Annotated in this window: 26 protein-coding genes, 1 other RNA gene and 1 pseudogene; 14 read left to right on the top strand and 14 right to left on the bottom strand. The window is 70.4% G+C overall.

Annotation, left to right across the window (positions count from 1 at the left end):
- Positions 1 to 232 precede the first annotated feature (232 nt).
- On the bottom strand, positions 233 to 469 hold the full coding sequence (locus tag OG332_RS13525) for a hypothetical protein (protein ID WP_327413707.1): 237 nt from the start codon (positions 467 to 469) through the stop codon (positions 233 to 235).
- Between the two features lie 113 nt (positions 470 to 582).
- Between OG332_RS13525 and OG332_RS13520 the strand changes: the two genes are divergently transcribed.
- Complete coding sequence (locus OG332_RS13520; RefSeq protein WP_327413706.1) at positions 583 to 813, top strand: helix-turn-helix transcriptional regulator; 231 nt, start codon at positions 583 to 585, stop codon at positions 811 to 813.
- A gap of 426 nt (positions 814 to 1,239) precedes the next feature.
- Here the strand turns inward: OG332_RS13520 and OG332_RS13515 are convergent, their stop codons facing one another.
- Positions 1,240 to 1,434, bottom strand: a complete 195-nt coding sequence (locus tag OG332_RS13515) for a hypothetical protein (protein WP_327413705.1) — start codon at positions 1,432 to 1,434, stop codon at positions 1,240 to 1,242.
- 133 nt (positions 1,435 to 1,567) lie between these two features.
- Here OG332_RS13515 and OG332_RS13510 point away from each other — a divergent pair, with 133 nt between their 5' ends.
- Genes OG332_RS13510 through OG332_RS13495 form a run of 4 tightly spaced genes read left to right on the top strand, consistent with a single transcriptional unit; the run spans position 1,568 to position 3,602 of the window.
- On the top strand, positions 1,568 to 2,839 hold the full coding sequence (locus OG332_RS13510) for a Twin-arginine translocation pathway signal (protein WP_327413704.1): 1,272 nt from the start codon (positions 1,568 to 1,570) through the stop codon (positions 2,837 to 2,839).
- A 1-nt stretch (position 2,840) separates the two neighbouring features.
- Positions 2,841 to 3,155, top strand: coding sequence for a 4a-hydroxytetrahydrobiopterin dehydratase (locus OG332_RS13505; RefSeq protein WP_327413703.1), 315 nt, complete (start codon positions 2,841 to 2,843; stop codon positions 3,153 to 3,155).
- A gap of 18 nt (positions 3,156 to 3,173) precedes the next feature.
- Positions 3,174 to 3,338 (top strand): hypothetical protein, encoded by a 165-nt coding sequence (locus tag OG332_RS13500; RefSeq protein WP_327413702.1) that lies wholly within the window; start codon positions 3,174 to 3,176, stop codon positions 3,336 to 3,338.
- Between the two features lie 9 nt (positions 3,339 to 3,347).
- Positions 3,348 to 3,602, top strand: a complete 255-nt coding sequence (locus OG332_RS13495; RefSeq protein WP_327413701.1) for a hypothetical protein — start codon at positions 3,348 to 3,350, stop codon at positions 3,600 to 3,602.
- 176 nt (positions 3,603 to 3,778) lie between these two features.
- Here OG332_RS13495 and OG332_RS13490 read toward each other — a convergent pair whose 3' ends face one another.
- Entirely contained in the window at positions 3,779 to 3,982 is a 204-nt protein-coding gene (locus OG332_RS13490) for a hypothetical protein (protein ID WP_327413700.1), read from the bottom strand.
- Between the two features lie 121 nt (positions 3,983 to 4,103).
- On the opposite strand from OG332_RS13490, the gene OG332_RS13485 reads away from it, so the two are divergent.
- Positions 4,104 to 4,454: a hypothetical protein gene (locus tag OG332_RS13485; protein WP_327413699.1), complete on the top strand. Its 351-nt coding sequence runs from the start codon at positions 4,104 to 4,106 to the stop codon at positions 4,452 to 4,454.
- 470 nt (positions 4,455 to 4,924) lie between these two features.
- On the top strand, positions 4,925 to 5,518 hold the full coding sequence (locus OG332_RS13480; RefSeq protein ID WP_327413698.1) for a DUF4352 domain-containing protein: 594 nt from the start codon (positions 4,925 to 4,927) through the stop codon (positions 5,516 to 5,518).
- 102 nt (positions 5,519 to 5,620) lie between these two features.
- On the opposite strand, the gene OG332_RS13475 is transcribed toward OG332_RS13480, so the two are convergent.
- Entirely contained in the window at positions 5,621 to 5,878 is a 258-nt protein-coding gene (locus OG332_RS13475; protein ID WP_327413697.1) for a hypothetical protein, read from the bottom strand.
- Positions 5,879 to 5,935: 57 nt separating this feature from the next.
- Between OG332_RS13475 and OG332_RS13470 the strand changes: the two genes are divergently transcribed.
- Together OG332_RS13470 and OG332_RS13465 are read left to right on the top strand one after the other, a co-directional pair.
- Positions 5,936 to 6,652: a hypothetical protein gene (locus OG332_RS13470; protein WP_327413696.1), complete on the top strand. Its 717-nt coding sequence runs from the start codon at positions 5,936 to 5,938 to the stop codon at positions 6,650 to 6,652.
- Complete coding sequence (locus OG332_RS13465; protein ID WP_327413695.1) at positions 6,645 to 7,739, top strand: tyrosine-type recombinase/integrase; 1,095 nt, start codon at positions 6,645 to 6,647, stop codon at positions 7,737 to 7,739. The genes OG332_RS13470 and OG332_RS13465 overlap by 8 nt, the downstream gene beginning before the upstream one ends.
- 95 nt (positions 7,740 to 7,834) lie before the next feature.
- Here the strand turns inward: OG332_RS13465 and OG332_RS13460 are convergent, their stop codons facing one another.
- Genes OG332_RS13460 through OG332_RS13445 form a run of 4 tightly spaced genes read right to left on the bottom strand, consistent with a single transcriptional unit; the run spans position 7,835 to position 9,530 of the window.
- Positions 7,835 to 8,167 (bottom strand): hypothetical protein, encoded by a 333-nt coding sequence (locus OG332_RS13460; RefSeq protein ID WP_327413694.1) that lies wholly within the window; start codon positions 8,165 to 8,167, stop codon positions 7,835 to 7,837.
- A complete protein-coding gene (locus tag OG332_RS13455) occupies positions 8,157 to 8,591 on the bottom strand; it encodes a hypothetical protein (protein ID WP_327413693.1) in 435 nt (144 codons plus the stop codon). Before OG332_RS13455 ends, OG332_RS13460 begins: the two co-directional genes overlap by 11 nt.
- Complete coding sequence (locus tag OG332_RS13450; protein WP_327413692.1) at positions 8,592 to 8,948, bottom strand: hypothetical protein; 357 nt, start codon at positions 8,946 to 8,948, stop codon at positions 8,592 to 8,594.
- 12 nt (positions 8,949 to 8,960) lie between these two features.
- Positions 8,961 to 9,530, bottom strand: coding sequence for a 3'-5' exoribonuclease domain-containing protein (locus tag OG332_RS13445; protein WP_327413691.1), 570 nt, complete (start codon positions 9,528 to 9,530; stop codon positions 8,961 to 8,963).
- Positions 9,531 to 9,676: 146 nt separating this feature from the next.
- On the opposite strand from OG332_RS13445, the gene OG332_RS13440 reads away from it, so the two are divergent.
- A complete protein-coding gene (locus tag OG332_RS13440) occupies positions 9,677 to 10,888 on the top strand; it encodes a tyrosine-type recombinase/integrase (protein WP_327413690.1) in 1,212 nt (403 codons plus the stop codon).
- 84 nt (positions 10,889 to 10,972) lie between these two features.
- On the opposite strand, the gene rnpB is transcribed toward OG332_RS13440, so the two are convergent.
- Positions 10,973 to 11,374: RNase P RNA component class A (rnpB, locus tag OG332_RS13435), an RNA gene on the bottom strand.
- A gap of 77 nt (positions 11,375 to 11,451) precedes the next feature.
- Here rnpB and OG332_RS13430 point away from each other — a divergent pair.
- A complete protein-coding gene (locus OG332_RS13430; RefSeq protein ID WP_327413689.1) occupies positions 11,452 to 12,195 on the top strand; it encodes a MerR family transcriptional regulator in 744 nt (247 codons plus the stop codon).
- A complete protein-coding gene (locus tag OG332_RS13425) occupies positions 12,192 to 13,019 on the top strand; it encodes a hypothetical protein (protein WP_327413688.1) in 828 nt (275 codons plus the stop codon). The genes OG332_RS13430 and OG332_RS13425 overlap by 4 nt, the downstream gene beginning before the upstream one ends.
- 15 nt (positions 13,020 to 13,034) lie before the next feature.
- Here OG332_RS13425 and OG332_RS13420 read toward each other — a convergent pair whose 3' ends face one another.
- Complete coding sequence (locus tag OG332_RS13420; RefSeq protein WP_327413687.1) at positions 13,035 to 14,477, bottom strand: RNB domain-containing ribonuclease; 1,443 nt, start codon at positions 14,475 to 14,477, stop codon at positions 13,035 to 13,037.
- 101 nt (positions 14,478 to 14,578) lie between these two features.
- Here OG332_RS13420 and yaaA point away from each other — a divergent pair, with 101 nt between their 5' ends.
- Positions 14,579 to 15,382 carry a peroxide stress protein YaaA gene (yaaA, locus tag OG332_RS13415; protein WP_327413686.1) on the top strand — a complete coding sequence of 268 codons (804 nt, stop codon included), beginning with the start codon at positions 14,579 to 14,581 and terminating at the stop codon, positions 15,380 to 15,382.
- 141 nt (positions 15,383 to 15,523) lie between these two features.
- On the opposite strand, the gene OG332_RS13410 is transcribed toward yaaA, so the two are convergent.
- Together OG332_RS13410 and OG332_RS13405 are read right to left on the bottom strand one after the other, a co-directional pair.
- A complete protein-coding gene (locus OG332_RS13410; protein ID WP_327413685.1) occupies positions 15,524 to 16,273 on the bottom strand; it encodes a bifunctional DNA primase/polymerase in 750 nt (249 codons plus the stop codon).
- Between the two features lie 170 nt (positions 16,274 to 16,443).
- Positions 16,444 to 17,055 carry a TetR/AcrR family transcriptional regulator gene (locus OG332_RS13405; protein ID WP_327413684.1) on the bottom strand — a complete coding sequence of 204 codons (612 nt, stop codon included), beginning with the start codon at positions 17,053 to 17,055 and terminating at the stop codon, positions 16,444 to 16,446.
- A 97-nt stretch (positions 17,056 to 17,152) separates the two neighbouring features.
- Between OG332_RS13405 and ddaH the strand changes: the two are divergent.
- A pseudogene (ddaH, locus tag OG332_RS13400) lies at positions 17,153 to 18,007 on the top strand (dimethylargininase); the annotation flags it as partial.
- Here the strand turns inward: ddaH and OG332_RS13395 are convergent.
- On the bottom strand, positions 18,004 to 19,014 hold the full coding sequence (locus OG332_RS13395) for a small ribosomal subunit Rsm22 family protein (RefSeq protein WP_327413682.1): 1,011 nt from the start codon (positions 19,012 to 19,014) through the stop codon (positions 18,004 to 18,006). The pseudogene ddaH and the gene OG332_RS13395 sit on opposite strands and share 4 nt — an antisense overlap.
- An 83-nt stretch (positions 19,015 to 19,097) precedes the next feature.
- Complete coding sequence (locus OG332_RS13390) at positions 19,098 to 20,396, bottom strand: Bcr/CflA family multidrug efflux MFS transporter (protein ID WP_327413681.1); 1,299 nt, start codon at positions 20,394 to 20,396, stop codon at positions 19,098 to 19,100.
- Between the last annotated feature and the right edge of the window lie 51 nt (positions 20,397 to 20,447).

The raw sequence follows: 20,447 nt of genomic DNA, 5'->3' as shown, positions 1-20,447 counted from the left end.
CGGACCGGTGAAAGCGGTTCGGGGCGGAAGTGGCAGACGAGCCGGCCTGTACGCCGGGTTCTGTCGCCCGGTGACCTCGCGGTCTGCGACGATCACGCCCAGCTACCTCATCTGGCCTGTGACCTGCTGAGATTGAGTTTCCTTGAGTGGGATTGAGTTTCCTTGAGTGAGGCATCTGAGTCTCCCCTGACGCCCCCCACTCCCCAGATTCTCCCCAGCCGCTCCCCCTGAATCAGGGGCTGCAGCCCAGGTGGCCGGGCTCGTACACGCTCCCCGACCGCACTGCCGCGCGCTCGCGCTGCGCCTCGAGTGTCATCACGCATTCCCGGCAGCCCCGGATGTCGAGCTCTTCACCGGTGCGCGGATGGAGGGTCTTCAGGTGCGCTGTCTCCACCTGGCCGAGCCCCGGATGCCGGAAGCAGGTACCGGCCGCCCACTCGTAGAGCGGAAGCAGCTCTGCGGGTTCCATCGCGTGTCTCCTGACTTGCTCGTGGTGCCTGTCGGTCGGGCGATCCGCCTTGATCACAAAATGCGGAATGTATACCGCAGACAAAACGATCTTGATGTTTGAGTGTCTAGTGGGTGCAACCCGCTACACCGCCGTGGATCCAGCAGGCCAGGATCGAGCTGGGCAATCGGATCCGTGACGCCCGCCTGCAGGCAGACCTCACCCAGGAGAAGCTCGCCGAACTGGCCGGCGTGGACCGAACCACGGTCCAGAACGCCGAGTCCGGCAAGGTCGACCCCAAGTTCAGCCTGTTACTTCGCCTTGCGCGCGCCCTACGCCTCCCGGCGAGGGATCTCATGCCATAGCCGTGTGCCCAGTTTCGGTCACACGGAACACCCTTCATCCTGCCTGGCATATGCCAGCATCGGTAGGTGTGCGGCGCATATATGCATACGGAGTGTTCGCACCCCGTGTGAATCCGTCACGCTTGCCATGTCCGTAACGCTCGTTCACGCCTGCCGCGTCGAACCTACGGGCGGTTATAAGCGGAGTCAACAGTTCGCAAGGTGTCTGGTTCCCGCCCGCCCCGGTAGCCGCCGCATCGGGACGGGCGGGGGCTTAGGGGCGTCCCGGAAGATATCGGGCCAAGGTCGACCGCTGTGACTCTCGAGGCGGGCAGGGCCCGGCGTGTACGAGGTCGTTGGGGCGGACTCCGCTCATGCTGTGCCGGATGATCTGCCTGGCCTCGCCGCGGATGGGCTGGTCGCACTCGCAGCAGATCCGGCCGGCGGTCACGATGCGGTCCCGTGCTGCGGGCAGGCGCGGGGGAACCAGCGGACGGAGGAGCCGGCGCGGCTGGCGCGTTGCTCGCCGAGGTCGACGGCGGTCGCGTTGTCGAGATGGACACCGCAGTGGACGCAGGCTGCCCCGCGGACCTGCTGCTCGGACAGCTCGGACAGACAGGGCAGGTCGTTAAGCCGTTGCACTTCCATGATCCCTCGCGGTTCTTCGGCGGCCGGTAGCGGTGTACATAGATGATGTCCAGGCACGCAGACCGGCAGATAGGCCATGGCGTGGCCACACGTGGCCACGTGGCGGCCATGGCCCGAGGTGACCGCGATGAGCCCCCAGACTGACTTCATGAGCCACCGCAACGACGCGCTGAGAGCCGCCCGGCTACGGGCCGGCTGGCGCACGATGGACGCCGCGGCGGCAGCCCTGCAGGCGCACGGGCAGCAACTCCTCGACGACCCGCACTACACCGTGTCGGGGCGAACGTGGCGCCGCTGGGAAGGCCGTGCCGACGACCGGCGTTGGCCGTCGGAGGAGACGGCGATCGTGCTGCATGACGCGCTCGGCCGCTGGCCCGAGGACCTCGGATTCCCGGCGCCCGCCGGATGGATCCGCCCTGAGGCACATCAAGAGGATGACGTGAAGCGACGCGCTTTCGTATCTGTGACCGCGGCCGCGCTGGTGCCCGGCCCGACTGCCGGCCAACATGTGGATCCAGCACTGATCGACTACTTCCAGTCCCAGCTGGAGGGCCACTACCGGGCGGACATGCTGCTCGGCCCCCATGACCTGATCGGTACCGTCTCAGCCCAGTACCAGCTGATTGACAAGCTGATCCGGTCCGCGAAGGGCGAGACCCGCCGCGGTCTTCTCCGTGTCGGTGCCGCCTACGCCGCCCTGGTCGGCTGGCTGTACCAGGACGCTGGCGACCTTGGCGCGGCAGCGTTCTGGCGGGGGATAACGCAGGAGATCGCGGCCCGCTCCCGGGACCCGCACCTCGTCGGGTACTCCCTCGTCAACCTGGCCCAGGTCCGGACTGACCTCGGTGACGGGCACGGCGTCATCGACCTGTGCGAGGCCGCTCTCGATGACAACCGCATCTTTCCGAAGGTGCAGATCATGGCGCTGCAGCAGCAGGCGCACGGGGCGAGCCTCACCGGCGACCGGACGACAGTGGACCGGCTCATCGACACCGCGGACGGCCTCCTCATCCGCGTCGACGACGACCTGCCGTGGGGCAACGCCTGTAAGCGGACGCCGGGCTACCTGGAGGTGCAGCGGGCAACCTGCTACGGCCGGCTGGGCCTCGGCCGGGAAGCGGACGGCCTGTGGCGGCAGGTGCTCGCCGCGGTGCCGTCGACTGCCCGCCGGGACCGCGGCGTCTACCTTGCCCGGCATGCTGCCGCGGCGGCCGTATCCCGGGAGCCGGACCATGCTGTCGAGATCGCCAGGGAGGCCGCGACGATCGCGGTGGAGACCCGATCCGCGCGGATGGCCCGCGAACTGCGGGCTCTGGAGCGGGCGATGAGGCCGTGGCAGGATGCGCCGGTGGGCCGGGACCTCGCCGAGGTCCTGGCGCCCGTGACCGAGGGGAGCTGACATGGGTGCGTTGAGGCTGCTGTCTGACGAGGACATCGAGCAGGAGCTCGCAGGCCTGCCGGGCTGGGAACGGAAGGGTGACGAGATCACCCGCACCTACGAGATCCGCTACCACGCCGCGGTCGCCGCGATCGTGACGATCGCGGACCGGTCGAGGCGGATCCACCACCACGCCGACCTGGACCTACGGATCGACCACCTGCGGGCCTCCATCACCACTCACGATGCCGGCCACCGGCTGACCGCGGCGGACTTCGACCTGGCCCGGCGGATCGACGACATCGTTGCCGCGCATCAGGCCCTTCCGCTGGACTGAGCCCGATAGCCTGTTCGCATGTCCCCCACCCCCGCTGACCCTGGCTCTGTGCGCCCGCTCGCGGAGATCAACCGCGAGATTCGGGCGCTCGTTGCCGCGGGCGGGGCCGGGTCGGTGCGGTACGAGGAGCTGCTCGCCGAGTGGGCCGCGGCGATCCGGGTGACTGTCACACCCGCCGCCTAGGATCCGGCCGTGGCAGACGAACAGGTAGACGAAGCAGCAGGTAGAGCGCGACTGGTCGAGCTTAAGCTGGCCAGCGAGGCGGCCCGGGTCGAGGCGCAGCAGGGCCCGTACTCGGCGGAACAGTGGCGGCCGTGGCTGGAGGCCGCCGCGGCGTTCCAGGAGGCGGTGACGGCCCACGCCGAGCAGTACGGGCTGGAGAATCGTTTCGAGCTGGAGAAGGACGTCGTGACGCGGGCCCTGCATCCGGCGCCGGCTGAGGCCTGACAGCACTCCGCCCCGCCGGGCGCTGTTCCGGTGGGGCGGGACCGTGCAGCTGCAGCCCGCAGCATCCCCCGCGTACTCGGGGATTTGATGTGTCCACGTTAGCTCCACCCACTGACAATGGGCCTGGGCGCGGGAACGCCTGCCCCAGCTGGATGCGGGGGCGGGCGTCAGGACGGTCAGGCGCCAAATGCGCCAGGATTTGAGGCCTCTGAGGTCTGCTCGCGCCGCTTCTTCCGTACCCAGTCGTGCACTGCCTCGATGAGGACGTCGGACCTCGCTCGCCCCTCCGCCTCGGCCAGCGCGTCGAGCTCCTCGCGGAGTGCGACGGGCGGGCGGAACGAGACGACAGGCGTCTTCCCGGTGGCAGGTCGTCCCACCATCTCCCCCTCCTTCGTTGATGTCATACAGAAATTAGCATCCACCTGCCCTTCAGGCTTGACAAGAGGTCACGGTCGGAGCATTCTTGTATTACAGAAACTAGGGTCAGGCAGGGGAGACGAAATGAAGAAGATGCCCGAGTCGACCACACCCACCAAGCCGTGGGCCCCGGCCCTCAACCTCGCCGTCCCCCTCCGCTTGATCGCCGAATACTGGGCGGCGCAGCGCCGAGCACACCACGAGTCCGGCTACCACGGCCGGTTCTACCTGGGACAACGCGTCCGCATCACCGTCGACACCCTCGACATATTCCCCGGAGCCCTCCACGTTCCGGCCGGAACCCTCGGCACCATCGCCATGCCCCTCGACGAATGGGGCGACTACGCCGTCATCGTGGACAACGACCCGGCCCGTCGGCGCCGCCCATACGGGGACAACGAGCTCACACCGGTGGAAGCTTCGGTCGAGCAGTAGATCATTGTGCCCCTCATATCCGACAGCGGGGCACCAGTGTGGCGGAAGTGTTCGGTCCGGCGCCGGGCAACCGAACCGAACAACTAGCGGCAGTGGCTGCACGGCGCTACACCGCACAGCGAGTGGTCACGGCGGCGACCAGCCGATCGAGCAGCCTGCGCAATCGACCTGTCCACGATCTCCGCCACTTCGCACTCGACGTTGCAGAACGGATCCCGGTTCTCGCCTTCACTCCAGACGACCTTCGGATCGGCGCCCTTCAGTGGCATCCCGCAGAACGTGCACTCCATCGTGTCCTCCTCGGCGGATCGGTCTTCACTGAGGACGGACGACGTAACTCGACCCGCGACGCACGGCGGGCCCTTGCCGAGTCGTTGAATCTTCGATTGTCACGGTTCGGATACCGGCGCCCGCACGTCCGCTTGTGCGCATACGGTGACCGGACTTGCACACGTCCCCTGGGGGTTTCCATGTCGCAGCAGTTCCCGCCGCCCGGCCAGCCGCAGCCCGGTTACGGCTACCCGCCCCCGCCGCAGCCGAAGAAGAACAGCGCGGGGAAGATCGTCGGCTTCTCGTGTCTGGGCATCGTCGGCCTGTTCGTGCTGATCGGCATCATCGGTGCGCTCCTCGGCGGTGAGAGCAGCGACACCGCGAAGGAGCCGGCCGCACCGGCCGCGGGCGCGTCGTCTGCGCCGGCGAAGGCGCCTGAGTCGAAGCCTGCCGAGCCGGAGAAGAAGGCCGCGGTCGTCGTCGTGGCGAAGAAGGCGGAGTTCAAGAAGACGGTGTTGGCGCAGGGCGACGGCTATACGAGCGTGTCGGTGACGGTCACGAACAACAGCTCGAAGCCGATCAACGTGAACCCGCTGTACTTTGCGATCACCGACACGAACGGCACCAAGCACAATGCGGAGCTCGCCGTCGACAAGGACCAGATCGGCACGGTGGAGCTGGCGCCGGGCGAGAACGTGACCGGTGCGATCACCGGAAAGGGGTCGTGGACGGCGAAGTCGGTGACGTACACGGACGGGCTGATCGGGAAGTCGGTCCGGGCCGACGTGTCCTGACCCGCAACACGCGACGCCCCCTCAGCCGTCTGGCTGTGGGGGCGTTCTGCTGCCTCAGGCGGTCGGGGCCTGGCGCAGGGTGGCTCCAGTGTGGCAGGGCGGTCAGACGGCGGTGCGCGCCCGGAAGAGATGACCACAGGGCTTGAAGCCCACCTGGGCGTAGACGCCGTCGACGTCGAAGACGGGATCCTCAACCCACTGCCTGATCTCCGTTGGCTGGACGTCACACTCGGGGCAGCCGGGCAGCGGCGGATAGTCCGGCTGCTGGAGAACGAAGCGCACGATCTCGTCCTCGCGTCGCCGGGCCTCCTCGTCTAGCTCGGCAAGCCACGAGGTGGGCATGTCGATCGGAGTGTTCACTGGAGCCTCCTTCGGGTGGGTAGCGCATAACGTCTTGTTAAGTGTTAGAATTTGAGGATGCATCAGCACCCGGACGACCGTGATGGATTGCTGCGCTACGACGAACTTGCCGCACGCGTGTACGGCGAGCGCCGGATGCCTCAGGGCACCCGAGACCTCATTCTCTCCCTCGGCTGGGTCACTCTTCGAGACCCGCGTCGCCACGACCCGACCCTCACCACATGGGCCCGGACCCGCGACATGATGAACGCCGACAACCGCACCATGTGGAAGCTCATCGCCGACGACGCTCCGCGCTACGACTCCGGCATCAGCGAAGCCGGGGACCCGACTGGCTGCCAGGCTCCGATGATCCGCGCGCCCCGCCTCTGCGGCAGGACGACCATGCACGGCTTCAGCGAGTTCGACCCTGCCACGGGCTGGTCCCGGTCCTGGGGGTTCTGCAACCGGCCGCGCTGCCGTGAGTACGCCAAGCCGATCTGGGATCGTGCGCGCCACAGCTTCACCGTCCGGCCCGAGCCGATCCCGAACCGTGGTGGCCTGCTCCCTCTGTTCTTCACCTGGAACTGGCAGGCGAAGTACGAGAAGGCGACGGAGCTCACCGTGGGCGCCAGGGGGTGGACGCCTCCGTCGTATGGGCTGTCCGCCGACGAGTGGCCGGAGGTCGCAGGGCAGGAGAAGCCGAAGGCGTTCCCCAAGCTGAGGCTCATTGCTTCAGGCGGAGAGGTCATCGCCCGCCAAGGGCCTGCACTCGTAGGCGGCCCGCGTGGCTGAGACGCCGTACCTGCCGCAGCAGGCGACGACCCGCACGATCGCCCTGCCCGGCTCCAGCTTGTTCGACGTCGTTCGCCAGAAGCTCCTGGACGACCTCGGCCAAGTCCAGGTCGAGCGACGGGGGCAGGAGCGTATCTACCGGCCGCGCGCCGAGATGCTCGCCGAGGTCGTCACCGCCGACACCTGGATCATGATGCTCGACTGGCTGTCGTCCACCCGTCGCAGCAGCGTGAACACCAAGCGGGCTTACGCCGACGACATCCGCCGAGTCTGGGCCGCCTACGCCCAAGAGCTCGGCCACGAACGCTTCGCCCTCGGCATTTTCACCCGCGACCACATCCGCGCCTGGCGCATCCGAGAGGAGGCCAAGGGGACCCCGCTCACCACGATCGCCCGCTACCTGCGCGCGCTCTCCTCGCTGCACGTGTACGCCTCGGAGCGCATCGACCTGCCCCGGAACCCCGTCACGCAGGACGACACCCCTCGGATCGAGAACGGCAACACCTCCCGCAGCACGCCGGTCCTCGAAGTCGCCGAGATCCAGGCGGTCATCGCCGAGGCCAAGGACGAGTTCGACCTGCTCGTCGTCACGCTGCTGTACGCGCTCGCCGGCCGCATCGGCGAGATGTGCGCCGCAGACGTAACGGATCGGGTCGAGCGGGGCCGCAGGTCGTACCTGGACGTGACGCGCAAGGAGAACAAGGAGCGGCTCCTGCCGTTGCCGTTGTCCGTGGCCGAGCTCCTGGACAAGCACACCGAGGGGCGCGAGTCCGGCCCCCTGCTGCTGGACTCCGAAGGGCGGCGGCTCGACCGGCACGACGTCGGCCGGATGCTCGCACGCATGGGCCGCAAAGCTGGGGTTCTGCCCGAGCGCAAGCTGACCCCGCACGTCCTCCGGGCCAGCCGCATCACGCACATGCTCGACGATGGCGTGCCTCTCGCCGAGGTCCAGGCCTTCGCCGATCACGACAACCCGGGTACGACCATCGGCTACTGGGACCGGCGGAACAAGGGCCAGCGCAACGCTGCCCACGTGGACGCGGCCGAGGCCGTCTTCGCGGACGTGGTCCCCAAGTTCCGGCGCTGACCAGGGGATATGGCATCTTATCTGGGCTCAATTCCCGCGCCGGGCACAGCAAAACGCCCCCACCGCACGGGTGGGGGCTGCTCGCACTCCAGTTCTCACACGTCGATGTGGTGGAGGTAGTCGCGGACGCGATCTGACATCGGCGGAGGCGCTGGCGGCTCCATGCCGGCCTTGCGGATGTAGGCGACGAGAGATCGGACGCGGACGACGAGATAGCTGAGGGCTTCGGCCTGGTCGCCGACGAGCTTGCGCTGGTCCTCCATCTCCTCCTTCAGGTCGTCGATCCGCTCGTTCAGCGCGTCCTTCAGTGTGGTGAAGTCGTCGCGGTTCTCCTGCCGCCTCGACCGCCGTGCCGCGCGGCCGACGAACGCGGCGGCAACCGTGGTGGCTGTACCGGCGCCGAGCTGCACCCACGTGTCAGGGTTCATAAGGGGGTTCCGCTCTCTTACGGCGGGGCGGCTCTGGCCATCCCGCCACGACCAAGACCGGGACGGTGATCACCATCCAGATCGCTGCCGCCACCCAGCCGCGGGGCAGATCCCCGAGCAGCCAGGCGACCAGGTAAGTCGCCGTCCATGGCACCACGATCAGTACCAGGGAGACGAAGCCGACAGCGTCGCGGCCCGGCGGAGCCCACGCGCACGCCAGTGCTATCGCACCAGCGACTATCCAACCCCAGCCCCACACTTCGAGAGGCATCAGCGACAGGGCGAGCCTGAGGCCGCGCTGGTCGGGCTGGGGTGTAACCAGCTGCCCGTACCCGTAGAGGAGCCAGACGGCTCCGTAGCAGGTGAGGATGGTGCCGCGGCGGCCGAGCCTGCGCTTGAGCCGCCGGACCGCACGGCACCGCACCTACACGCCCGAGAGCGGGCGGGCGACCGCGGCGGCCGGCGCCGGCGCTGTGATCTGCGTCCGGTCCCACATGGCCACCACGGCGGCAGCGGCGGCGAGGGCGACAGCCTGCTGCTCAGCAGACCAGTCCAGGCCGAATCCCACGGCCAGAGCGAGAGCGGCCTGGGCGAAACCGAGGACCGCGGCACCGACAGCGTCGTGCGCCATGACGGCGAGGACAAGGCCGACAAGGGCAGCGGCGACCGCGTTGATGACGGCCTGCTGCTCGGCGGACACGTCCATGCCGAACGCGGCGAGGAGCTTGACGGCGATGGCGACGAGGCCGAGCCAAAGTGCAGGTTCTCTCTTGAAGAGCATGGCGATCCGTTTCTAGGCGCGTTCGGCGAGCCAGCGCCGGACGGTCTGGTTGTGGCGGGCGTCGGCGAGCGCGTTGTGCTCGCCGCTCTCCTGCTGGGGCAGGTCATCCCAGGCGAGGCCGAGACGGGACCGTTCCTGCTGGATGTCGTTGGTGAACATCGGGACACCCTCAGGCAGGTCGATCATCCGGCCCCACAGCTGCGCGAGGGCGACGTGGTCGTAGGCCCCGTAGTTCGCCCACAGCTGGACGTTGGGACCGGCCGCACGGATGAAGTCCATGACCTCATCCGCGATCTGCGCGCGGGGCTTCACCGCAGGGTCCTCGTAGTTGAACAGCCAGGACTGCGGCATGTGGTTGCGCCAGTCGCCGTGGGCCTGCGGCAGGCCGGGGATGACGTTCGCCATGAGCCAGCCGTGCTGCCGAATGCGGCGCCGTAGCCGCCGGCCGCTCCAGGTTCGGGCGCCGAGATCCGCGCTGACCGCGTAGTACTCGCGGCCGTCGTCGCAGACCATGCCGATCGAGATCAGCTCGATCGTGCGGCCGTCTTCCAGGAACTCAAGGTCGTAGTCGATACCCGGCATGCCGACCCTCTCAGCCCCGGAGGGTCTTGTCGTAGGCGAACAGCTGCAGGTACTCGGCGTCGTTGCCGGTGGGGATCCAGTATCCGAAGACGGGCAAGCCCACGCGGGTTGAGACCGAACGGCACGGCCAGGGCAAGCGGTGGCGGGTGGCCGGGATCCCCGGCGCACGCGACCGCAGCTTCGAAAAGCTTGAAGGCCCGGACGGTGCCAAGAAGTGGCTGAAGGACTCCGCCACCGATACCAGCCGCGGGACCTTCTACGATCCGCGTGACGGCAACATGCTTCTCGACGAGTACGTCCGGACGCATTGGTGGCCGAACCTTCGGCAGCCGCCCACCACCAAGCAATCCATGAAATCCCGCGTCTTTCGGCACATCCTTCCCCACGTGGGGCACCTGCCCTTGAACCGCATCGGCCACGACGAAGTCCGGCGCTGGCTCACCCGCGTTGAAGAGGACATCGACGTCAACACCGTGCGCACCACGTGGCGGCACTTCTCCTCGATCATGCAGGCCGCGCACAAAGCCAAGCGGATCCCCGAGAACCCCTTCAGGGACGCTGATCTGTCGGCTCCTGCGTCCCCGCCGTCGAAGGCACAGGCGTGGGCCAAGGAGACGGTTGCCGCGATGCGGAAGGCCCTCGGGTCACGATACGACATCCTCCTGAACCTGGCAGTCGGCGCGGGCCTGCGGCAGGGGGAGTGCTTCGGCTTCTCCCCGGACGACGTGAACGGCGACGAGATCAACGTCGTGCGCCAGGTCGTCTTGGTGGGCGGCCGGCCAGCCTTCGCACCGCCGAAGGGAAACAAGACTCGAACGGCTCCGTGCCCGCCGGAGCTGGCTGCCGCCATTACGGATTACGCCAAGGTATTCCCGACCATCGAGGTGACGCTGCCCTGGGTGGATCCAGACCGGCCCAATCTTGAGTGGGCGAAGCGCCCGAGACGGACAGTACGTCTACTAGTGACCACCGCAAGGACCGGCGGTGCCGGCGGCGGAGCCATCAATCGCAGCACCTTCGACGAGAAGAACTGGAAGCCCGCGCTCGTCCGGGCGAAGGTGATTCCGGAGCCCGAATATGAGTGGGTGCAGGGGAAGGGTAAGAAGCCGTGGAAGCGGACGGCGTGGAAGATGCCGCGCGAGGAGGGCTTCCACGTCACCCGGCACACCTTCGCTAGCGTCGTCCTGGCTGAGGGTGAGACCATTACCCAGCTGGCTGCGTGGCTGGGCCACACCGATCCGGCGTTCACGCTGAGGACTTACGTGCACTTCATGCCGAAGTCGGGGCGCCGGGCGCTCGCGGCCCTGGGCGCCTGGATGGTGCCGGCCGAAGAGGCCGAGCCCCCCGAAGCTTCCTAGGGAAGTGGATCTCCCCAGATTCCGCCCACGATGATTCTGGATCATGAAAAAACGGGCTCCTGGGCAGGTCAGGAGCCCGTTGGGCAGACGAGCCGGCCTGTACGCCGGGTTCTGTCGCCCGGTGACCTCGCGGTCGCCGGGGAGACGGCCATCCATCTAGGACCGGTGTTGCCACCGGCCTCGTGCGGTCTACCCGCGAACTCGGGCGGGCAGCCCTCGATCGTTCGCGCAGACCCGTCCGGGGACGGATCCTCTTGACCTTGCTCCGGGTGGGGTTTACCTAGCCGCCTGAGTCACCTCAGGCGCTGGTGGTCTCTTACACCACCGTTTCACCCTTACCGAGGACCGAAGTCCCCGGCGGTCTGTTTTCTGTGGCACTGTCCCGCGGGTCACCCCGGGTGGGCGTTACCCACCACCCTGCCCTGTGGAGCCCGGACGTTCCTCGGCGGGATCTGAGGATCCCGACGCGGCCGCCCGGCCGACTCGTCTGCCGTGGTGGACATGCTACCTGCAACGTGTCAGCACTTGACCTTGACGCAACGGCAGGGTTTCTACTGGGGCTCATGCGGATCGGAGAGATCGCCGCGGTCGTCGGGGTCACCACCCGGGCGATCCGGCACTACCACCATGTCGGGCTGCTCCCGGAGCCGGAGCGGCGCCCCAACGGATACCGGGCCTACAGCGTCCGCGACGCGGTCCTGCTCGCCCGCGTACGCCGCCTCACCGAGCTCGGGCTCAGCCTCGACGAGGTGCGCGACGTCCTCGCGGACGACGCCGGGCGCGAGCTGGCCGACGTACTCGAAGAGCTCGATGCCGACCTGGCCCGGCAGGAGGCCGAGATCGTGGAACGGCGCCGGCGGCTCGCGGTGCTGCTCGCCGCCGGGCCGGGGGAGGGCGAGCCCCTCTCGCCCGCGCTCGCCGAACTGCTGGCGAAGGCGCCGCCGACGGCCTCGCCGACCGCCGCGATGGACCGGGAGCACCTCACGCTGATCGACGCCGCGGGCACGGGCGGCCAGGAGCTCTACGCCGCGCTCGGCCCGCTGGCCGCCGATCCCGCGGTGCTCGTGCTGTACGAGCGGCTGGACGAGCTCGCCGACGCCGCCGTGGACGATCCGCGGATCCCGCCCCTGGCGGCGGAGCTCGTGGCGGCCGTCCCCGACGAGGTGTTCGCCGCGATTCCCTCCGACGGGGTGGTCGTGCCCGGGTTCAAGGAGGCGCTGCTCGCCGAGTACGCGCCCGCGCAGGCCGAAGTCGTACGCCTGGTCATGGAGGCGTTCATGGAGAAGGGGAGGGGAGGAGCGCGATGAGCACGATACGTGCGGCGCGGATCGCCGCCACCGCCGTCGTCCCGGCGGAGCTGGGGCTCGTGATGTGCCTGGCGGCCGGGGTCCGGCCGCCGGGGTGGGCCCTGGCCGCCGCCGAGGTCCTCGTCCTCGGGGTCGTCCTGCTGGAGGCCTGGGTGCTGCGCGGGTTCTACTCCGCCGCACGCGCCCGCGGCGCCGCCCGCGGGGAGGCCGGCCGGGAGGCCGTGCGCGCCGTGGTCCCGGTTCAGGTCCGGCGGCTGCTGCGGCACGAGCTGCACGCCCTCGCCGCCCTCGGGAGGTGGATCGTGCGCAGGCGGCACGGGGTCCGCCCCGGCGACCTCGCCGCCGCGTACACCGGACCGCAGACGGCCATGATGTACGGGATGCTCTTCGTGTCGGTGGTCGAGACGGTGGCCCTGGCCTTCCTCATCCCCTGGCCGGCGGTCCACCGGGTGGTGCTCGTGCTCGACGTGTACGGGATCCTCATCGTGCTCGCCCTGCACGCCGCCTGCGTCACCCGGCCGCACGTGGTCCGCCCGGACGGGTCCCTGCTGATCCGCTACGGCGCCCTCTTCGACCTCGCCGTACCGCCGGACGCGGTGGCTTCGGTACGGGTGGAGCGCCGTTACCCCGAGGGCCGGCTGGTCACGCTGTCCGAGGACGGGGTGCTCGACCTGATCGTCGGCAGCCAGACCACGGTGACCCTGGAGCTGAACCGGCCCCTCCCCTTCACCCGCCCGCTCGGCGCCACGGCCGAGGCGCGGACCGTCCGCTTCCACGCCGACGACCCGCGCGCGCTGGTCACCGCCCTGCGGCAGCCCGCGTAGGACGCGGAGCGGTCCTCAGGCCGGGGCGAAGAGGACCTTCGCCGAGCCGGGGTCGGCCTCCGTCAGCCGGACCCGGATGCGGTCGCCCAGCGGCAGCTCCCGCGTGGTGGACTCGACGCGTCCGACGACCGCGGGGTCCTCCAGGTGGACGGTGCCGACCAGCGGCTCCCGGTCGTCGACGTCGATGACCGTGGCCTCGAAGGTCTCGCCGACGCGGTCCTTGAGCACGGCCGCCTCGACGAGGTCCACCGACTCCCGCTCGGCCATGTTCGCCAGGCGGGTGCCGACCGCCATCTCCCGGGGGAGCGCGTCCAGGGCCGCCACCGCCCACTGCGGGGGCTCGGCCCCGGCGACCGCCGCCACGCACAGCTCGCCGGCGTACCGGTCGGCGAGCCGGCGCAACGGCGCGGTGCAGTGGGCGTACGGGGCGGCCACCGCGGAGTGGATCGCCGGGTCGGGGGTCTCGCCGCCGGTGAAGACGGTGTAGCCGGCGCCCCGCAGCAGGGCCGTGCACTCCTGGAGGAAGGCGGCGTGGACGGGGCGGTGCGGATCGAGTGAGCGCACGAGTTCGGCGTACGGGACGTGGTGCGGCCAGTCGATCCGCAGCGCCTTCGCCGCCCGGCGGAGCCTGCCGACGGCGCCGTCGGGGGCGCTCGGCAGCGTACGCAGGATGCCCGTGCCGGTGGCCAGCATCAGATCGGCCGCGGCCATGCCGGCCATCAGGGAGATCTGTGCGTTCCAGCCGTCCGCGGGGAGCGGGGCGCGGTAGGACAGGGAGTACGTGCCGTCGTGCTCGACGACCTCCTGCTCGGGCACGCTGAGCGAGATGCCGCCGCGCTCCTGTTCCAGGGCCTCGCGGAGCCGGCCGACGTCCTCCAGCAGGGCGAGCGGCTCCTCGGCCGTGCCGGTGTCGATGGCCTTCTGGACGCCGTCGTAGTCGAGCTTGGCCCGGCTGCGGACGAGGGCGCGCTGCACGTCGACGGTCTCCACGCGGCCGTCGGGGTCCAGGTCGAAGCGCCACAGCAGTGCGGGACGGGTCTGACCGGGCAGCAGGCTGGCCGCGTCCTCCGAGAGCACGGGCGGGTGCAGCGGGACCCTCCCGTCGGGGAAGTAGAGGGTGGCGACGCGGCGGTGGGTCTCCTCGTCGAGCGGGCCGCCGGGGGTGACGAAGGCGGCGACGTCGGCGATGGCGTAGTGGACGCGGTAGCCGCCGGAGGAGCGCCTCGCCAGGTGCAGGGCCTGGTCGAGGTCCACGGAGGACGGCGGATCGATCGTGAAGAAGCGGATGTCGGTGCTGTCCAGGGCTGGGAGGTGGGGGTGCGCGGCCGCGTGCTCGGCCTCCGCGAGGAGCGCCGCCGAGAAGTCCGCGGACACCTCCAGCTCCGTCCGCAGTTCACGCAGTGCGGCCCGCAGAGCAGCCCCGTCTGCGCCGGTCATGTGCATCTGACGGCGTGGCATGGACCGAGCCTATGGTCGGGCGGCCCGGACGGCACGGCGAGCCGTCTACCCTGGCCGGGGGCCGCATCCCCTGCGCCGTGTCGTATTGAAGGAGAACCACCGTGCTCGTGCTGCTGCCGCCGTCCGAAGGAAAGGCCGCCGGCGGCTCCGGCGCACCGCTGAAGCCGGAGTCGCTGTCGCTGCCCGGTCTGGCCCCGGCCCGTGCGGCGGTGCTGGAGGAACTGGTCGAGCTGTGCGCGGCGGACGAGCCGAAGGCGCGCGAGGTGCTGGGGCTGAGCGAGGGCCTGCGGGGCGAGGTCGCGAAGAACGTGGAGCTGCGCTCGGCGGTGGCCCGCCCGGCGGGGGAGATCTACACGGGCGTGCTGTACGACGCGCTGGGTCTGGCCGACCTGCCCGCGGCGGCACGCAAGCGCGCGGAGGACGCGCTGCTCGTCTTCTCGGGGCTGTGGGGCGCGGTGCGGGTCACCGACCGGATCCCCTCGTACCGCTGCTCGATGGGCGTGAAGCTGCCGGGGCTCGGCGCGCTCGGCGCGTACTGGCGGGGGCCGATGGCTTCCGTCATGCCCGAGGCGGCGGGGGAGGGGCTGGTCCTGGACCTGCGGTCTTCGGCGTACACGGCCGCGTGGAAGCCGAAGGGGGAGGTGGCGGGGCGGACGGCGACCGTGCGGGTGCTGCACTCGCAGGTGGTGGACGGGGTGGAGAAGCGTTCGGTGGTGAGCCACTTCAACAAGGCGACGAAGGGCCGCCTGGTCCGGGATCTGCTCCTGTCGGGCTCCGCCCCCCGCTTGCCCGCCGAACTGGTCACGGCCCTGCGGGACCTGGGCTACGTGGTCGAGGCCGAGGCCCCTGCAAAGCCGGGCAAGGCGTGGTCCCTCGACGTGGTCGTCACCCAGATCCACCACTGACGCGCCGTTGCCGGGGGCTCTGCCCCCGGTCTGGGGCGGAGCCCCAGGAGGCCCGGGCGCAGCCCGGGGACGCTTGCGCAGTGGCGTCGTACCCGGGCTGGGGCGGAGCGCCGAAGAGTCAAGCGGCGGCGGCCGCCGGGGCTAGTGGCCGAGGGGCCAGGCGACCGTGGCCGGGGTGCGGTCGGCGGCGCCCGCGTACGTGGCGCAGGCGTCCGTCAGGGTTTCGAGGAGGGTGAGCGGGTCCGGCAGGGGGTGCTCCATGCCGCGCAGCCAGGTCACCGCCAGGTCACCGGGGAGGGCCGCCGGCGGGACCAGGACGTAGCTGCCGCGGCAGTGCCAGCGCAGGCCGGGGTGTTCGTCCATCGTCTCGGGGTGGCAGTCCAGTTCGCACGGCCACCACTCGTCCTCGTCCTCGGGGGTGCCGCGGGTGGCGGTGAAGAAGAGCATCCGGGCCTGCTCGCCGGTGCCGCCGGACTCGGCGACGGGGCCGACCTCGATGCCGGCCTCCAGCAGGCGGGCCAGCGCGGCGGTGCCGGCTTCCAGCGGGACGTCGAGCACGTCGTGGACCATGCCGGTCGCGGTGATGAAGTTGGCCTGGGGCTGGTTGCGCGCCCAACGTTCGACCTGGGCGCGGTCGGTGGTCGACTGGGTCTGCCAGGCGAAGGAGACGGGGTGCCGTGCGGGCGTCGGACAGCCGATCCGGTCGCACGAACATCGGTAACCGGCGGGATGGGCGGCGGGGGCGAGCGGCAGACCGGCGGCGGCGACGGCCAGGAGGAGCGCCTCACGCTCTCGTGCGGGGTCCTCGGCGGTGGGTTTCTGCCGCCGGCGCAGCCACTGGGAAATCCTGCTCTGCTCGCCGCGTTTGACGCGGCCGGACTCAGACCCCATCTATCCCCTCACCTCACCGTATCCCCGGCGGACCTTCACATCGTCCCACCATCCTGCGCCCCGGGTGACCGCTCTTGACGACCGGGGGGCCGGGGATGGGTGAGCGGTAACCCCCGTATACCCCCATCATCAGGGCAAATGGTCTCGGGTGGTCGCCGGTCACCGGCCGGCTAGCGGGCGGTGACGTTGGCCACCCCGCCCAGCACCCGGTCCACCAGAGCGTCGGTGTAAGCGTGCGTCAGGGGCGCGGTGCGCATGAGCCAGCGGTACGTCAGCGGTCCGAGCAGCATCTCCACCGTCAGCCGCAGATCGGTGTCCGGTGCGAGTTGGCCGGCCTCCCGGGCCGTCTTCAGCCTGGCCTCGTACAGGGCGAGCTGTGGCTCCAGCAGCTGCTCGGTGAAGCGGGCGCCGAGTTCGGGGTCGGTGGCCCCGGCCGCCGTCAGGGCGCGCGCGGGAGCCTCGTACTTCTCGTCGTTGAACTCGTCGACCGTGGCCCGCAGCACGGACTTCAGGTCGGCCGCGAGGTCCCCGGTGTCGGGGAAGCCGGTCCACCCGCCCTCGGTCTCCGCGTCGCCGGCGAGAGCCAGCGAGGCGTCGAGGAGGACGGCGGCCTTCGACGGCCACCAGCGGTAGATGGTCTGCTTGCCGACGCCCGCGCGGGCGGCGATGGCCTCGATGGTCAGCTTGTTGTAGCCGACCTCCCCGACGAGGGTGAGTGCGGCGTCGAGGATGGCGCGCCGGGAGCGGTCGCTGCGGCGGGTGGCGTCAGGGGTCTTGGTCATGGCCCGAAGCTATCAAAGCGAGACGTCTCGTCTTCCTATGGTTGCGTAAACCACCCGGTCAGTTCACTGTGTCGTCCAGCGGGAGGAGAGACGATTCTCTTCCGCACTCGTCCCGAGTCGTGAAAGTCGTGAGGAGCCTTCTTTGCGCAGAGACGCCACACCCCGGCGCTACCTGATGTGCGCACCCGCACACTTCAAGGTCACGTACTCCATCAACCCGTGGATGGATCCCACGAAACCGGTGGACCTGCCCCTCGCACACGCCCAGTGGGAAGACCTGAGGGACCGCTACCGCGCCCTCGGCCACACCGTCGAGACCCTCGTACCCGAGCCCGACCTGCCCGACATGGTCTTCGCGGCGAACGGGGCCCTGGTCGTCGACGGCCGGGTGCTCGGTGCCCGGTTCGCCTACCCGGAACGGGCCGCCGAGGCCGAGATCCACCTCGACTGGTTCCGCAGCCACGGCTACCAGGACGTCCACGAGCCGTCCCACGTCAACGAGGGCGAGGGCGACTTCGCGGTCACGGCCACCTACATCCTGGCCGGCCGCGGCTTCCGCTCCAGCCCCCTCTCGCACGACGAGGCCCAGGAGTTCTTCGGCCGGCCCGTCATCGGCCTCGACCTGGTGGACCCGCGCTACTACCACCTGGACACGGCACTCAGCGTCCTCGACGGCGACGAGATCATGTACTACCCGGACGCCTTCTCGCCCGGCAGCCAGGGCGTGCTCAGGCGCCTCTTCCCGGACGCCCTGATCGCGGACGCCCGGGACGCGGCCGCACTCGGCCTGAACGCGGTCTCCGACGGCCGGCACGTCCTGCTCCCGCAGGCGGCCACCGGCCTGCTGGCGCCGCTGCGGGACCGGGGGTTCGAGCCGGTCCCGATGGACCTGGGCGAACTGCTCAAGGGCGGCGGCAGCGTGAAGTGCTGTACGCAGGAGCTGCGGCCCTAGTCCTCCTCCTCGGAGGGCGGCGGCCAGGCCTGGCCCCAGTCGGCGTCCCGCGCCGCCTTGTAGAGGTCGCCGTGGCGTTTGGTCACGTTGACCCGGGTCAGGCCCTCTCCTTCGGGGCCGCACAGTTCCAGCAGGACGAGCCCCTTCCGGATCTGCGGCCTGCGCGTGATCCGGAAGGCGGTCGGCTCCACCGGGAAGCGGGTCGCGGCGACGTAGCTGAACTTCTCGTCCTCGTACGGGAGCGAGCCGCCCTTGACCTGCCGGTGCAGGGAGGACCGGCTGACCCGCGCCGAGAAGTGGCACCAGTCCTGGCCGACCTCGATCGGGCAGGTCCCGTCGTGCGGGCACGGGGCGGCGACCCGCAGCCCGGCTGCGATCAGCTGGTCGCGGGCCTCGCGGATGCGCAGGTAGCCCTCCGGCGTGCCCGGCTCGATCAGCACCACCGCCTGCCCGGCCCGCGCCGCCTCGGCGACGACCGCCGTACGGGCCTGCGGGGTCAGCTCGCCCAGGACGTACGAGACCGTCACCAGGTCGGCGTCGGGCAGGGACAGCCCCGAGCCGATGACGGCCCGACGCCACTGCGCCGCGCGGAGCACGGGCGAGGCGGAGGCCCGCGCCAGCTCCTGGCCGAGCTTCAGCGCCGGCTCCGCCCAGTCCAGCACCGTGGTCTCCCTCGGGCCGTCCCAGGTGGCGTCCACCGCCCAGGTCGCGGCGCCCGTGCCGCCGCCCACGTCCACGTGCGAGCCCGGCGCCCAGCCCGGCGCCGCCTCGGCCAGCCCGTCCAGGGCGGCCCGTACGGCCTCGAAGGTGGCCGGCATCCGGTACGCCGCGTACGCCGCCACGTCGGAGCGGTCGCGCAGTACGGGCGCGTCGGTCGGGGTCTGCCCCCGGTAGCTGGCGATGAGCCGCTCGACGGCGGCCGCGGCCTGCTTCGGCGGGAGCCCGTCGAGCAGCCCGCCGAGCGTGCTGCGGAGGGTCTCGGCGGTGGTGGGGGCAAAGGCGTTCACCTGCGAAGTTTATGCCGTGGGCTGCAGTGGCACCGCCGGCCGGGCTGCGCCCGGACCCGGGGCTCCGCCCCCGACCCCGCGCCTCACACGCCGGCGGGGCTGGATTGCCAGGGGCGGCAGAGGCCGAGGAAGGCACTCAGGGCCAGGACGGCGCACACCAGTTGCACCAGGGCCATCGGGACGGCCGTGTCCTCGCCCGCGATCCCCACCAGGGGCGAGGCGATCGCGCCGATCAGGAAGGAGGACGTGCCGAGCAGCGCGGAGGCGGAGCCGGCGGCGTGCGGGGTGCGCATCAGGGCCTGGGCGTTGGTGTTCGGCAGGACCACGCCCATCGCCGACATCAGGACGAACAGCGCGGCGGCGATCGGGGTCAGCCCGACCTCCCCGAACACGCCCGTCGACATCAGCAGCAGGGCCACCGTGGCGGCCATGACGGTCCCGAGCCCGACGGCCAGGATCTTGTCCAGGCTGACCCGGCCGACGAGCAGCTTGCCGTTGATCTGGCCGACGATGATCAGGCCGACGGAGTTGAGGCCGAAGAGCAGGGCGAAGGCCTGGGGCGAAGCCCCGTAGATCTCCTGCACCACGAACGGGGAGGCGGAGATGTACGAGAAGAGGGCGGCGAAGGCGAAGCCGCCGGTCAGGGTGTAGCCGGTGAAGACGCGGTCGCCGAGCAGCCCTCGCATCGTCCGCAGGGCGGAGCCGACGCCGCCGGTGTGCCGCCGCTCGGGCGGCAGGGTCTCGCCGAGGCTGCGCCAGACCATCAGGGTGAGGACCGTGCCGACGCCGGTGAGGACGACGAAGACGCCCCGCCAGTCGGCGAAGCGCAGCACCTGGCCGCCGATGAGCGGAGCGATGATCGGGGCGGCCCCGGATATGAGCATCAGGGTGGAGAAGAAGCGGGCCATCTCGTCACCGTCGTACAGGTCGCGTACGACGGCGCGTGCGATGACGATCGCGGCGGCGCCGGCCAGGCCCTGGAGCAGCCGGAAGGAGATCAGCAGCTCGGCGGTCGGCGCGAGGGCGCAGATCGCGGTGGCCAGGACGTAGACGACCATGCCGGCGAGCAGGGGCCGGCGGCGGCCCCACTTGTCGCTCATCGGGCCGATGACGAGCTGGCCCAGGGCCATGCCGGCGAGGCAGGCCGTGAGGGTGAGCTGGATGGTCGCGGCGGGGCTGTTCAGGGCATCGGTGACCTGCGGCAGGGCCGGCAGGTACATGTCCATGGACAGCGGGGGGAGGGCGGTGAGCCCGCCGAGTATGAAGGTGACGAGCAGGCCCGTGCGGCGTGCTGCAGCCAGGGGCTTCGTCGTGGCGGGGGCGGAGGGCGATTCGGGCGACGAGTCGTGCGAGGCGGCCGTCGCGGGGCCTCTCTCCGACATGCGGAACTCCAGTCTTCTCATCTGCTTTACGCACCCCTGACCGACCCATGC

Origin of the sequence: Streptomyces sp. NBC_01233 (genome assembly GCF_035989305.1) — a bacterium.
Taxonomy (GTDB): Bacteria; Actinomycetota; Actinomycetes; order Streptomycetales; family Streptomycetaceae; genus Streptomyces.
This window is presented reverse-complemented; position numbering and strand designations above follow the sequence as displayed.